The 13641-nt window shown below is 67.7% G+C and carries 13 protein-coding genes; 8 read left to right on the top strand and 5 right to left on the bottom strand.

The window, feature by feature from the left end:
* Positions 1-12 precede the first annotated feature (12 nt).
* The gene (locus tag A7X97_RS03515; protein ID WP_072166755.1) at positions 13-981 is read right to left on the bottom strand and encodes a helix-turn-helix transcriptional regulator; all 969 of its coding nucleotides are present in this window, start codon (positions 979-981) and stop codon (positions 13-15) included.
* An 80-nt stretch (positions 982-1061) separates the two neighbouring features.
* Between A7X97_RS03515 and A7X97_RS03520 the strand changes: the two genes are divergently transcribed.
* The gene (locus A7X97_RS03520; RefSeq protein ID WP_088497707.1) at positions 1062-1682 is read left to right on the top strand and encodes a glutathione S-transferase family protein; all 621 of its coding nucleotides are present in this window, start codon (positions 1062-1064) and stop codon (positions 1680-1682) included.
* Between the two features lie 195 nt (positions 1683-1877).
* Entirely contained in the window at positions 1878-3296 is a 1419-nt protein-coding gene (miaB, locus tag A7X97_RS03525) for a tRNA (N6-isopentenyl adenosine(37)-C2)-methylthiotransferase MiaB (protein WP_111007595.1), read from the top strand.
* A 79-nt stretch (positions 3297-3375) separates the two neighbouring features.
* Here miaB and A7X97_RS03530 read toward each other — a convergent pair whose 3' ends face one another.
* Genes A7X97_RS03530 through A7X97_RS03540 form a run of 3 tightly spaced genes read right to left on the bottom strand, consistent with a single transcriptional unit; the run spans position 3376 to position 6385 of the window.
* A complete protein-coding gene (locus tag A7X97_RS03530) occupies positions 3376-4488 on the bottom strand; it encodes an ABC transporter permease (RefSeq protein WP_088497706.1) in 1113 nt (370 codons plus the stop codon).
* Entirely contained in the window at positions 4485-5408 is a 924-nt protein-coding gene (locus A7X97_RS03535) for an ABC transporter ATP-binding protein (protein WP_088497705.1), read from the bottom strand. Before A7X97_RS03535 ends, A7X97_RS03530 begins: the two co-directional genes overlap by 4 nt.
* 20 nt (positions 5409-5428) lie before the next feature.
* Positions 5429-6385, bottom strand: coding sequence for an HlyD family secretion protein (locus A7X97_RS03540; protein ID WP_088497704.1), 957 nt, complete (start codon positions 6383-6385; stop codon positions 5429-5431).
* Positions 6386-6826: 441 nt separating this feature from the next.
* On the opposite strand from A7X97_RS03540, the gene A7X97_RS03545 reads away from it, so the two are divergent.
* The 6 genes from A7X97_RS03545 to A7X97_RS03570 all read left to right on the top strand — a co-directional run bounded on the left by A7X97_RS03545 (position 6827) and on the right by A7X97_RS03570 (position 12197).
* Positions 6827-7813, top strand: a complete 987-nt coding sequence (locus A7X97_RS03545) for a PhoH family protein (protein WP_005415936.1) — start codon at positions 6827-6829, stop codon at positions 7811-7813.
* A complete protein-coding gene (gene ybeY, locus A7X97_RS03550; RefSeq protein ID WP_072166760.1) occupies positions 7810-8295 on the top strand; it encodes an rRNA maturation RNase YbeY in 486 nt (161 codons plus the stop codon). The genes A7X97_RS03545 and ybeY overlap by 4 nt, the downstream gene beginning before the upstream one ends.
* A gap of 107 nt (positions 8296-8402) precedes the next feature.
* Positions 8403-8969, top strand: coding sequence for a hypothetical protein (locus A7X97_RS03555; RefSeq protein ID WP_270067132.1), 567 nt, complete (start codon positions 8403-8405; stop codon positions 8967-8969).
* A 64-nt stretch (positions 8970-9033) separates the two neighbouring features.
* Positions 9034-9915 carry a CorC family transporter gene (locus A7X97_RS03560; protein ID WP_088497702.1) on the top strand — a complete coding sequence of 294 codons (882 nt, stop codon included), beginning with the start codon at positions 9034-9036 and terminating at the stop codon, positions 9913-9915.
* Positions 9912-11168, top strand: a complete 1257-nt coding sequence (locus A7X97_RS03565) for a lipoprotein N-acyltransferase Lnb domain-containing protein (protein WP_088497701.1) — start codon at positions 9912-9914, stop codon at positions 11166-11168. Before A7X97_RS03560 ends, A7X97_RS03565 begins: the two co-directional genes overlap by 4 nt.
* A gap of 6 nt (positions 11169-11174) precedes the next feature.
* Complete coding sequence (locus A7X97_RS03570; RefSeq protein WP_065195776.1) at positions 11175-12197, top strand: magnesium and cobalt transport protein CorA; 1023 nt, start codon at positions 11175-11177, stop codon at positions 12195-12197.
* A 75-nt stretch (positions 12198-12272) separates the two neighbouring features.
* Here A7X97_RS03570 and A7X97_RS03575 read toward each other — a convergent pair whose 3' ends face one another.
* Complete coding sequence (locus A7X97_RS03575) at positions 12273-13637, bottom strand: NAD-dependent succinate-semialdehyde dehydrogenase (RefSeq protein WP_111007596.1); 1365 nt, start codon at positions 13635-13637, stop codon at positions 12273-12275.
* Positions 13638-13641 lie beyond the last annotated feature (4 nt).

A 13641-nucleotide genomic window follows, 5' to 3' on the forward strand; every position in this document is an offset into this window, starting at 1 on the left:
AAGCGACGCGGCTCAGCCTGTGACCGGCGGCACAGCCAGCACCTGGCCCAATCCGGCCAAACGCTGTGCCAGCTCATCGCGCAGGCCCGGCGGTGTGGTCCACAACGCCACCGGCACCCGGTCCAGGCTGAGGATCTGCGCCAGCATCATGCCGCCGCTCTCGGCGCCCATGCGCAACAGGCAATGGTCGGCGCCATCAGCCTCCAGCACCCCACACCACGGCGGGATGCGCCCTTCCAGCTCGGTGCGGCTGCCGGCCAGGCGGACGATGGCCTGCAGCGCGAAGGGCGCCTGGCTGACCGCCTGCCGCACCATCACGTCCGGGGGCGCGGGCGTGCGTCGATGCATGCCCGGCCCGGCGCATTCGCGCACCGCGCCCATCCGGTCCACGCGCAGGGTGCGCCAGTCCTGCCGGCCCAGATCCCAGGCCAGCAGGTACCAGCGCCGCCCATAGTTGACCAGGTGCTGCGCCTCGACCTCGCGCTGGGTCACCGCCTCCTGCGCACTGCGGTACTCGAAGGCCAGCCGTGACGCCTGTCGGCAATGCTGGGCCAGCCGTCCCAGCAGGCGTGCGTCGGTGGAGGGAAGGTCGGACAGGGTGGCCGTCGCCGCATGCACCTCGCCGGCCTGCTGGCGGCGACGGGTCGGCACCAGCGGGTCGAGCTTGGACAACAGGCCCCGGGCGGTGTCGTCGATGCCAGCGACGGTCGCGGACGCGGCCCGCAGCGCGATCGCCAGGGTGGTCGCCTCTTCCTCGTCCAGCAGCATCGGCAGTACCGGTGCCCCGGCCCCCAGCTGATAGCCGCCACCGACCCCCGACGAGGCCCGGACCGGATAGCCCAGTTCGCGCAGCCGCTCGATATCACGCCGGATGCTGCGCCGGTCCACGCCCATGCGCTCGGCCAGCTCAGCCCCGGACCACTGGCGGCGGGCCTGCAGCAGGGCGATCAGGCGCAGCAGTCGATGGGCGGTATGGCGCATGAAGAATCGAGGACAGAAGTCGTCCGCAATGGTGCCCCAGGATGGCTTCCAGTTCACCACCCACCGCAAGGAGCAATGCCATGACCTCACGCCAGATCACCCTTTATCACGCCGCCCGATCCCGCTCGAGCGGCGCCGTGGCCCTGCTCGAAGCGCTGGGTGCCGACTACCGCATGCAGGTGCTGGACCTGAAGGCCGGCGCCAACCTGGCCCCGGCCTATCTGGCCATCAACCCGATGGGCAAGGTGCCGGCCATCGTCCACAACGGCGCGCTGGTGACCGAACAGGTGGCCATTTATCTGTACCTGGCCGACCTGTATCCGGAAGCCGGGCTGGCGCCGCCGATCGGCGATGCCCTGCGCGGGCCCTACCTGCGCTGGATGGCCTTCTACGGTGCCTGTTTCGAGCCGGCGATGATCGACAAGGCGATGCACCGCGAGCCGCCGCCGCGCATGATGTCGCCGTACAACGACGCCGAGACCGTGCTGCAGGTGGTCGAGGCCCAGCTGGCACAGGGTCGCTACCTGCTCGGCGAGACGATGAGTGCCGCCGACGTGCTGTGGGGCAATGCGCTGGCCTGGACCACGGCCTTCGGTCTGGTGCAGCCTGCGCCGGCCACGGCTGATTACATCGCACGGATGAGCGCGATGACCGCCTTCGACCGTTCGCGGCAGATCGATGCGGAGCTGGCGGCGGCATAAGCAGCGCCGGCTGGCTTTCCTTGTAGAGCCGAGCCCACGCTCGGCTGGCTTCAGTAGAGCCAGGCCATGCCAGGCTGCCCCATGGGAAGCGGGAAGAGCAGCCGAGCGTGGGCTCGGCTCTACAAGGGCGCGGCGGCTGGCGCGGGATGCGGGTAGAATTGCCCGCTTTCCCGCCACCCGAATGGATTAAGCGCCATGACCGGGACGCCAGACGTCTTTCCGCCCGCCACCCCGGGCGGTACCCCGCTCGTTGCCCTGCCCGCTGGTCCGCGCAAGCCCGACCAGGTCAAGGGCAAGCTGTACATCGAGACCCACGGTTGCCAGATGAACGAGTACGACTCGGCCAAGATGGCTGACGTGCTTGCCGCCAGCGATGGCCTGGAACTGACCGACAGCCCGGACGACGCCGACGTCATCCTGGTCAACACCTGCTCCATCCGCGAGAAGGCGCAGGAGAAGGTGTTCAGCCAACTCGGCGTGTGGAAGGGCCTGAAGAACAAGGGCCGCGAGGTCATCATCGGCGTGGGCGGCTGCGTTGCCTCGCAGGAAGGCGAAGCGATCATCAAGCGCGCCCCGTTCGTGGACCTTGTGTTCGGCCCGCAGACCCTGCATCGCCTGCCGGAACTGATCCGCGCGCGGCGCGAGCAGAAGCGCCCGCAGGTGGACATCAGCTTCCCCGAGATCGAGAAGTTCGACCGCCTGCCCGAGCCACGCGCCGAAGGTGCCTCGGCGTTCGTGTCGATCATGGAAGGCTGTTCCAAGTACTGCTCGTTCTGCGTGGTGCCCTACACCCGCGGCACCGAAGTCAGCCGCCCGTTCGAGGACGTGGTGGTGGAAGTGGCGCAGCTCGCCGCGCAGGGCGTGCGCGAGATCAACCTGCTCGGCCAGAACGTCAACGCCTATCGCGGCCCATATGGAGACGGTGAGTTTGCCGACCTCGGCCTGCTGATCCGCACCATCGCCGAGATCGATGGGGTCGGCCGCATCCGCTTCACCACCTCGCACCCGCTCGAGTTCAGCGATTCGCTGATCGACGCGTTCCGCGACGTTCCGCAGCTGGCCAACTTCCTGCACCTGCCGGTGCAGGCCGGCAGCGACCGCGTGCTGTCGGCGATGAAGCGCGGCTACACCGCGCTGGAATTCAAGTCGAAGATCCGCAAGCTGCGCGCGGTGCGCCCGGACATTTCCATCAGCTCGGACTTCATCGTCGGCTTCCCCGGCGAGACCGATGCCGACTTCGAGAAGACCATGAAGCTGATCGAGGACATCGGCTTCGACCACAGTTTCTCCTTCATCTATTCGCGTCGACCGGGTACACCGGCGGCCGATCTGGAGGACACGATCAGCGATGCCGAGAAGCACGCTCGCCTGTCGCGCCTGCAGGAGCGCATCAATGCGCACGCCGCCAGCATCTCGCAGAAGATGGTCGGTACCGTGCAGACCGTGCTGGTGGAAGGGCCGTCGCGCAAGAACCCGAACGAACTGACCGGCAAGACCGAGAACATGCGGTCGGTGAATTTCCCGGCGCCTGCGCGGTTGATCGGCCAGTTCGTGGATGTGCTGATCACCGAAGCGCTTACCAACTCGCTGCGTGGGCGCGTGGTGGCGGAATAAGGCTAGGGTGTGCCGACCAACGGTCGGCACCCACCGGAAATGATGCCGGCCAGCGGCCGGCACTACCGAATGACAGGCCTCAATCCAGGCGCTTGCGGAAACGCAGGATCGCCAGGGTCATCATCACCACGATGAAGGCCAGCAGCGCCAGTGCGTCGTGCCACAGCTCCCATAGCGAGGCGCCGCGCAGCATGATGCCGCGCACCAGGCGCAGGAAGTGGGTCAACGGCAGCACTTCGGCCAGCCACTGCACCGGCCGCGGCATGCCGGCGAACGGGAACATGAAGCCCGACAGCAGGATCGACGGCAGGAACAGGAACAGGGTCATCTGCATCGCCTGGAACTGCGAACGCGCGCGCGTGGAGATCAGCAGGCCCAGCGCCAGGTTGGCCAGCACCAGCAGCACTGCGGCCAGGTAGATGTCGAGCAGGCTGCCGCGGATCGGCACCTGGAACAGCCAGGTGCCCAGCACCAGCACCAGCGTGGTCTGCAGCATACCGATCGCTGCATAGGGCAGCACCTTGCCGACCATCAGTTCGCTGCGTGATACCGGCGTGGCGATCAGCAGTTCCATGTTGCCGCGCTCGCGTTCGCGCACCACCGCCACCGCCGTGAACATCACCAGGGTCATGGTCAGGATCACCCCGATCAGGCCGGGCACGATGTTCACCGCCGAGCGCCGTTGCGGGTTGTAGAAACTGGTCACGCTGACCTGGCCACCGGCAATGCTGCCTTCGCGCAGCGGCCGCGTATTGCTGGTCGGGCGCGTATCCAGTGGCACCTGCGCCAGCTGGATCGCCGCACTCTGCACCACGGTGTCGCTGCCATCGACCAGCACCTGTACCGCTTCGCGTCCATCGAAGCGGCGACGCTCGAAGTCCGCCGGCACCACGATGCCGACGCTGATCTCGCCGCGGCGCAGCGCCTGCATCAGCTGGTCCGGCGTGTAGGCCTCGCTGCGTGGCGTGATCACGCCGGTGGCGACCATGTCCTGCACCAGCGCGCGTGAGGCGGCGCTGTTGGCCTGGTCGGCGATACCCGCATCGAGGTGGCGCAGGTTGAGGTTGATCGCATACCCGAACAGCAGCAGCTGCATCACCGGAATGCCGACGATCATCGCCAGCGTGATGCGGTCGCGGCGCAGCTGCCGCAGCTCCTTGAGCATGATCGCCCACAGCCTGCGCAGGTTCATGCCGCTGGCTCCCTGCCACGGCCACGGGTGGCGGCCACGAACACGTCCTCCAGGTTCGGCGCCACGCTATCGATATGCGCTTGCGGGTCGGCGCTGGCCAGCGCGCGCCGCAGCGCCGCGACATCCGCTGCGCCTTCGTTGCACAGCACGCGCAGATGGGTGCCGATCTGCGCCACGCTCAGCACGCCGGGCAGCTCGGCCAGCACGCGGCTGGCCTGGCGTGGCTGCGATGACGTGACCTGCAGCGTTCGTCCTTGCAGCCGTGAACAGAGCTCGGCCGGCGTGCCGTCGGCCACCAGTGCGCCGCGATCAAGGATCGCCAGGCGATGGCAGCGCTCGGCTTCGTCCATGTAATGGGTCGACACCAGCACCGTGGTTCCCGCGTCGGCCAGTTCAAACAGGGCCTCCCAGAAATCGCGGCGCGACTCGGGATCGACCGCGCTGGTCGGCTCGTCCAGGAACAGCAGTTCGGGCGAATGCACCACGGCGCCGGCCAGGGCCAGGCGCTGCTTCTGCCCGCCGCTGAGCGTACCGGCCAGCTGCGGCTGCCGGTCCTGCAACCGGTACTGCTGCAGCAGCGCATCGACCCGTTGCCGGGCCTGGTTGCGCGGCAGGTCCTGGATGGCGGCGAGGAATTCCAGGTTCTCGCGTACCGACAGGTCTTCGTACAGCGAGAAGCGCTGGGTCATGTAGCCGATGCGCCGGCGCAGTGCTTCGGCCTGCTCGGGAACCGCCAGGCCCAGCACCTCGATCTGCCCCGCACTGGGTTCCAGCAGGCCGCACAGCATGCGGATGGTGGTCGACTTGCCTGACCCGTTCGGGCCCAGGAAGCCGTACACCTGCCCGCGCGGGACGGTCAGGTCGACCTTGTCCACGGCCAGAAGATCGCCGAAGCGGCGGGTCAGGCCCTGCGCATGCACCGCGATGTCCGCACCGGTGTTCAGAAGCGCACCTGCACCGGCAGTCCGGCCGGAAGCTTCTGCATGTCGCTGGCTGCATCCACGTCGACCTCGGCGAGGTAGCTCAGGCGCTCGACGTCATCGCCGGTGAGTGCGTAGTACGGGGTGAAAGAAGGCTCGCTGCGGATCGCGCGCACATGGCCCTTCAGTACGGTGCCCCCTCCCTCCAGCTGTATCTGCGCTGGCTGACCGACCTTGACCTGCAGGCGCAGCGGCTGCGGCAGGTAGACGCGCGCATAGGGGCGCTCGCCGACCAGCATCACCGCCAGCGGCGCCCCGATCGGTGCCTGGTCACCCTGCCGGTAGGGCAAGGCATCGATCACGCCATCGCGCGGTGCGCGCAGCTGCAGCTTCTGCAGGTTGACGCCCTGCACCACCTGCTGCGCCTGTGCGGCGTCGGCGGCCGCCTGGCCCTGGGCGATGTCCTGCGCGCGACTGCCGTGCACCCGTTCCAGCCAGGCCTGCTCGGCGGCACGCACGCTGGCCGCGGCATGGCCGGCGGCCGCCCGTGCACGGTCCAGCTCGGCGGCGGCGATCAGGCGCTGGCGTGCCAATGGCTGCACCCGACGATAGTAGGCAGTGGCTTCAGCAGACTGCGCGCGCAACGCGGCCAGTTGTGCCTGGGCCTGTGCGATCTGTTCCTGGCGCGGGCCGAGCTTCAGCTCTTCCAGCTGGGCCTGCGCGCGCGCCGTGTCGGCCTGCGCCGCCGCGAACTGCGCGTCGCCGCGGGCGGGATCGAGCTGCATCAGCACGGCCCCGGCCTTGACCCGCTGGCCCTCGCGCACCTCCACCGTGGCGATCACCTCGGCCGCCGGCGCCGGCACCGTGATCCGGTCCCACTCCAGCGTGCCCAGCGCCGTTGGCGTTGACTGCCCACAGCCCGCCAGCAGGCCGATGCCCGCCAGCCCGAGTCCACGCATCCCGTTGCCGATGCCCATGCCATCCCCTCCTGCGACGGCGACACGGTGCCACCTGCCCCGTGCACCCTCAATGATTCCGATCAGCCCTGACGGTTTTTTCGCCACGCGCGGGCAAGCCTTTTGCTGCAAGGTTGCTCCCCACCTATCCACAGCTTGATTCAGCATCATTCCACAGCCGGTGTGGAGAACCGGACGGGGGCGGCCGTACTGGCTGCCTGGCAGCGGAAGATGCGCTGCCGTCACGGGCTCCGGCCGACCGTGACGGTTTTTTCACCACCACCTCATACGCCTTGTGGCACAAGCACTGCGAAGGCCTATCCACAGCTTTTCGCGCCCCCCGTCCACACCGGGTGTGGAAAACCGCGTATCGGCCCGCCGCTGGCCGCATGCCCGGTACGCGCGTAACCTTGTCACCCCGAGTCCATCGCGGTGGACGGCGCCCCCGCCCCACCCCAAGCAATGAAAAGCATCGATCATCGAGACTTCACCCTGTCGCCGGAAGACAACGAGCGACTGGCCAACCTGTGCGGCCCCTTCGACGGGCACCTGCGCCAGATCGAGCTGAAGCTCGGCGTGGAGATCGCCAATCGTGGCTTCGTGTTCCGCATCAGCGGGCCCAACGAAGCCATCGTGGAGGCGCAGAAGCTGGTTGAAGCGCTGTACGCCGAAGCCGGCGAAACCACCTTCGACAACCACGCCATCCACCTGCGCCTGGCGCAGGCCAACGTCGAGCAGATCGCCGAGCGCTCCTACGAAGCGCAGGACGTGGCGATCAAGGTCAAGCGTGGCACGGTACGCGGCCGCGGCGCCAACCAGGGCCGCTACCTGCACCAGATCGCCACGCATGACATTAACTTCGGCATCGGCCCGGCGGGAACCGGCAAGACCTTCCTGGCCGTGGCCAGCGCGGTCGAAGCACTGAACGAGTCGCGGGTGCAGCGCCTGATCCTGGTGCGCCCGGCGGTGGAAGCCGGCGAGAAGCTGGGCTTCCTGCCCGGCGACCTGAGCCAGAAGGTCGACCCCTATCTGCGACCGCTGTACGACGCCCTGTACGAGATGATGGGCGTGGAAAAGGTGGTCAAGCTGCTGGAGAAGAACGTCATCGAGATCGCGCCGCTGGCCTACATGCGCGGCCGCACGCTCAACGATGCGTTCGTGATCCTGGACGAGGCGCAGAACACCACCATCGAGCAGATGAAGATGTTCCTGACCCGCCTGGGCTACGGCTCCACCGCGGTGGTCACCGGTGACCTGACCCAGACCGACCTGCCCAAGCACGTGAAGTCCGGCCTGCGCGACGCCATCGATGTGCTGCGCGAGGTCGAGGGCGTCAGCTTCACCTTCTTCGAATCCCGCGACGTGGTCCGGCATCCGCTGGTGGCGCGCATCGTCAGCGCCTACGACCGCCGCGACCTGCATCAGATCCAGCCTGGAGCGACGCCATGACCCGTGGTCCCGTGCGACTGGACGTCGCCGTCAGTTATGCCCTGCCGCGTACCGGGCTGCCGGCGGCAGTGAGCTTCCGCAAGTGGGTGGCCGCTGCCTTGAAGGGCCGCATCCGCGAGGCCGACCTGGCCATCCGCGTGGTCGATGCCAAGGAAGGCCAGTCGCTGAACCGCCATTACCGTGGCAAGGACTACGCCACCAACGTGCTCAGCTTCCCGGCCGAAGTGCCCGAAGGTCTGCCCAAGGGCGTCAAGTTCCCGCTGCTGGGTGACCTGGTGATCTGCGCACCGGTGGTGGCGCGTGAAGCCGACGAACAGGGCAAGGCGCTCAATGCCCACTACGCGCACCTGACCGTGCACGGCGTGCTGCACCTGCTTGGCTGGGACCACGAGGACGACAAGGAGGCCGAGGCGATGGAACAGCTGGAGCGCGAGATCCTGGCCGAGCTGGGCATTGACGACCCGTACGCGGGCGAGCGCTAAGGCCTATACAGCCGCGCCTACGCTCGGCTCCAACGCATCGCCCCCCGCAAACCTGACCGAAATGCAGCCGAGCATGGGCTCGGCTCTACAACGGGAATTTCTTTGTGCTGCTGCGTATTGCCCTGCCCCTGCTGCTCGTCGCGTCCGCCCCGGCCGCTGCCTTGGACCTGCCGGCGCTGATCGAATGCCGCCAGGGCGTGGCCGAGCAGACAGCGCTGGCGCCGCTGCTGGCCGACCCGCTGAAGGCCGTGGCCCGGGGCCTGCAGCCGCTGCCGCAGGGCAACCAGTTCATGAGCGAGTACCGGCTGGCCAGCCCGATCACCGTCTTCGGCCAACAGACCGAGCGGGTGGCGGTGGCCGGCGCCAGCATCATGGCCGTCCTCGACCAGGCCGACCCACGCCCGCTGGCCAAGCGCCTGGCGCTGGAGATCGGCTACGACCAGGACGGCAAGTTCATGGCCGGTCGCGAGCTGGTCAGCCGCGACGTGACCGACCCGAAGACCGGCGAGTCTCAGATCGAGTCGATCATCCTCAGCGTCTCCACCGTGGCCTCCCACCCGGGCAAGACCCTGGCCGGCTGTACCTACAGCCTGGACCTGCCTGAAGAAGAAGCCCCTGCCCGGCCTGAACTGGCCCCGCCGCCGATCACCGGACCGGGCAGCGACGGTCACTGACAGGCCGCCACATCCTGCTAGACTTGGGCCAACGCCCGGCCTGCCGGGTGCCTTTTTTCCAGAGATGTCAGAAGACGACAGTAGTAGCTCCCCTTCGGAGCACAGTGAAAAGAAGCGCGGTTGGCTTGAACGCCTGACCTCGGCCTTCTCCGGCGAACCCCACACCCGCGACGAGCTGGTCGCTGTCCTGCACACCGCGCAGGAAGAGGGTCTGATCGCCGCCGATACCCTGAAGATGATGGAAGGCGCCATTTCGGTGGCCGAGCTGACCGTGGGCGACGTGATGATCTCGCGCTCGCAGATGGTCTCGCTGCCGGTCGAAGCGCCCTTCCTGGAACTGATGAAGCAGGTGGTCGAATCGGGCCATTCGCGCTTCCCGGTGCACGGCGAGAACAAGGACGACATCCTTGGCATCCTGCTGGCCAAGGACCTGCTGCGCGGCGTGGTCGCCGACAACGGCCCGGCCAACGTGCGCGAGCTGCTGCGCCCGGCGGTGCTGATCCCGGAGGCGAAGAAGCTGAACGTGCTGCTGAAGGAGTTCCGCCTGTCGCGCAACCACATGGCCATCGTGGTCGACGAGTACGGCGGTGTCGCCGGCCTGGTCACCATCGAGGACGTGCTGGAGCAGATCGTCGGCGAGATCGACGACGAGCACGACGAGGCCGAGGATCCGTCCGCGCAGATCGCCATCCAGTCCGACGGCCAGTACGTGGTCGACGCGCTGACCCCGATCGGCGACTTCAACGAGCGCTTCGGCGCGACGTTCTCCGACGAGGACTACGACACCATCGGTGGCCTGGTCACCGAGGCCGTGGGCCATCTGCCGGAAGTCGGCGATGAGCTGGCGCTGGACCGCTTCATGTTCCGCGTGGCCCGCGCCGATGCGCGCCGGGTGCAGGCCTTCCACGTGACCGTGCTGCCGCCGGACGCGCAGGACGACGCTTGAAGCGCCGCAGTCTGATCCTGACGGCGTGGCTGGCACTGTGTGTGCTGGCCATGACCATGGCCCTGCCACTGGCCGCCTTCGCGCAGCCGGCGGCAGCCGTGCCCGCACCTGCCACCGCCAACGCCGAGGCCCCGGTCCCGCGTATCGGCGTGGTGACCATGCAGCCGGGCACCGTGTTCTTCGAACGCTTCGGGCATGATGCCATCGTGGTGATCGATCCGCTCAGCGGCCAAGCGACCTCATACAACTTCGGCTACTTCGATCCGTCCGAGGACGATTTCATCAGCCGCTTCGTGCGCGGCGACATGATGTATTACCTGGTGGCGCTACCGCTGCAGCAGGACCTGTCGTACTACGACGAGACCGGCCGCGGTGCCAGCGTGCAGTGGCTGGACCTGCGCCCCGACCAGGCGCGTGCCCTGGCCGCTGACCTGGCCGAGCGGGCCAAGCCGGAAAACGCGCGCTACCACTACGACTACTACACCGCCAACTGCGCCACGATGGTACGCGACACGGTGGACAAGGCGCTGGGCGGTGGCCTGCAGTCGCAGTTGTCGGGGCGTTCGCGCGGCAACACCTACCGCAGCGAGTCGGTGCGCTTGGCCTCGCCCGCCCCGTGGATGTGGCTGGGCTTCGATGTCGGCCTGGGGCCGTTTGCCGACCAGCCGCTGTCGCGCTGGCAGGAAGCGTTCGTGCCGATGCGCCTGGCCGATGCGCTGCGCCAGGCACGCAACAGTGATGGCCGGCCGCTGGTGCAGTCCGAACAGGAACTGCTGCCACACCGCATCGATCCGGAGCCGAAGGAATTCGCGCGTCGCTGGTGGCCGTGGCTGCTGCTTGGTCTGGCCGTGGCCGGCGGCGTGCTGGTGCTGCGCAACCGCCCGCGCCTGCTGGCCGGGCTGGCCCTGCCGTTCTGGCTGCTGTGCGCCATCGCCGGCAGCCTGCTGGTGTTCCTGTGGGGCTTCAGCATCCACTACGCCGCCTGGGCCAACCGCAACCTGCTGCTGCTTTCGCCGGTGGCCGTGCTGCTGCTGCCCGGAGCAATCAGCCTGCTGCGCCGGCGCGTGCCGGGCCGCATGTTCAGGGTCGTGCTGTGGCTGCTGGCAGTGCAGGCCGTGGCGGCGCTGGTGCTGCACTGGCTGAGCCTGCAGGCGCAGTACAACGTGCAGTGGATCGTGCTGCTGCTGCCCGTCCACGTCGCGCTGGCGTGGGTACTGGGGCGCCATCCTCACTTGTCCGAAACACGGCGCTGACGCACGATGGCGGGCATGTCATTGCCCGCCTCCGCTTCCGCCCCGGCTTCAGCCAACCCCGCCTGCGTCATCAACTGCGTCCACTACGATGACGAGGGCAAACGCCACGACATCACCCTGGACGCCATCAGCGATGTCATTGCCAGTGGCAATGGCTTTGTCTGGGTTGGCCTGTACGACCCCAACGACGATGTGCTGCTGAAACTGCAGGAGGAGTTCTGCCTGCACGACCTGGCCATCGAGGATGCGCGCAACGCCCACCAGCGGCCCAAGGTCGAGACCTACGGCAATTCAATGTTCGTGGTGGTGACCACCGCGCAGATGGTCGACGAGCGCATCCAGTATGGCGAAACCCATGCCTTCCTCGGCCCGCGCTTCCTGGTAACGGTGCGCCACGGCGCCTCGCTTTCCTACGCGCCGGTACGTGCTCGGGTCGAGCGTGAGCCGCAGCTGCTGAAGATGGGCCCGTCGTACTGCCTGTACGCGGTGACCGACTTCGTGGTCGACAATTACCTGCCGATCGTGCACCGCTTCCGCGACACCCTGGACCTGCTGGAAAAGGACATCTTCGCCGAGAACTACAAGCGCAGCACCGTGGTACGCCTGTACGAGCTCAAGCGCGAACTGAACAAGATGCGGATGGCGGTGGCGCCGCTGCAGGATGTGCTGGCCCAGCTGCGCCGTTACCAGGGCGAGCTGGTTCCGGACGAAGTGAAGCTCTACATCCGTGACGTGCACGACCACGCGGTACGCATCAGCGATGTGATCGACACCCTGCGCGAGATGCTGGGCACCGCGCTCAGCGTGAACCTGTCGCTGGTGACGCTGGCGCAGGGCGAGACGGTCAAGCGCCTCGGTGCGTGGGCCGCGCTGCTGGCGGCACCGACGCTGATCACCAGCTGGTACGGGATGAACTTCAGCCACATGCCGGAGCTGAGCCAACCGTGGGCCTACCCACTGATGATCGTTGGTGTGGGCGGCGTCTGCGTGGGCCTGTACCGGTTGTTCAAGCGCGCAAAGTGGTTGTGACCCGCTGGTGGTAGTGCCGGCCGCTGGCCGGCAACCAGGGCAATGCCGGCCAGCGGCCGGCATTGCCATTCGGCATCAAGCTACGTAAACGGTCTTGATGTTCATGAACTCATGGATGCCGTGGTCGGCCAGTTCCCGGCCAAACCCAGACTGCTTGCTGCCGCCGAACGGCAGCCGCGCATCGCTCTTGACGATCGCGTTGACGAACGCGGCGCCGCATTCCATGCGTTGTGCGAAAGCTTCGCCGCGCACCGGATCGCGCGTCCACACGCTGCCGCCGAGGCCGAAGCGGGTGTCGTTGGCCACGCGCAGTGCCTCGCTCTCATCAGCGACCCGGATCACCGCAGCCACCGGACCGAACAGTTCCTCGTCGTAGGCCGGCATGCCCGGGCCGACCTGGTCGAGCACCGTGGCCGGATAGCCGGCATGGGTGCCGGCAATCGGCTCGCCGCCTATCAGCACACGCGCCCCCTTGGCCACGCTGGCCTGTACCTGCTTGTGCAGTTCATCGCGCAGATCGGCACGGGCCATCGGCGCCAGCGTGGTGCCCCGCTCATCGGGGTCGCCGTACTGGCGCTCGGCCGCAGCTTCAACGAAGCGACGGGTGAATTCATCGGCTACCGCCTCGACCACGATGAACCGCTTGGCCGCGATGCAGGTCTGCCCGCTGTTGTCGAAGCGCGACTTCACCGCTGCCGCAACCGTCTTGTCGAGGTCGGCATCGTCGAGCACCACGAAGGCATCGCTGCCACCCAGCTCCATCACCGACTTCTTCAACTGGCTGCCGGCGTTGGAGGCGATCGAGCGCCCTGCCCGCTCGCTGCCGGTCAGCGTCACCGCCTTCACCCGTGCGTCGCGCAGCACGTCGGCGGCCTGGTCGTTGTCGATGTGCAGCACGTCGAACACGCCGTCCGGCAGGCCGCCATCACGGCACACCGCCAGGATCAGGTCGGCACACTGCGGCACGTTGCTGGCGTGCTTGAGCAGGGCCACGTTGCCGGCCATGAACGCCGGTGCGAGGAAGCGGAACACCTGCCAGATCGGAAAATTCCACGGCATCACCGCGAACACGCAGCCGATCGGCTCGTAGCGCACATAGCTGCGCTGCGCTTCGGTGTCGATCAGCTGCGGTTTGAGATAGTCGGCCGCATGGTCGGCGTAGTACTCGCAGGCCGCCGCGCACTTGTCGACCTCGGCCAGCGCTTCGGCCTTGAGCTTGCCCATCTCGTGGGTCATCGCCTGCTGCAGGTCGTCGCGGCGCGTGCGCAGCTGCGCCGCGATCTGGCGCAGGATCGCGCCGCGTTCCTGCAGCGAACGCTCGGCCCAGCCGGGGAACGCATCGGCGGCGGCCTGCAGGCGCTGCTCGATGTCAGCAGCGCCCATCAGTTCATGGCGGTAGGTCACCTGGCCGGTGGCCGGGTCGATGATCTCGACGGTCATGGGG

Origin of the sequence: Stenotrophomonas sepilia (assembly GCF_003244875.1) — a bacterium.
GTDB lineage: Bacteria > Pseudomonadota > Gammaproteobacteria > Xanthomonadales > Xanthomonadaceae > Stenotrophomonas > Stenotrophomonas sepilia.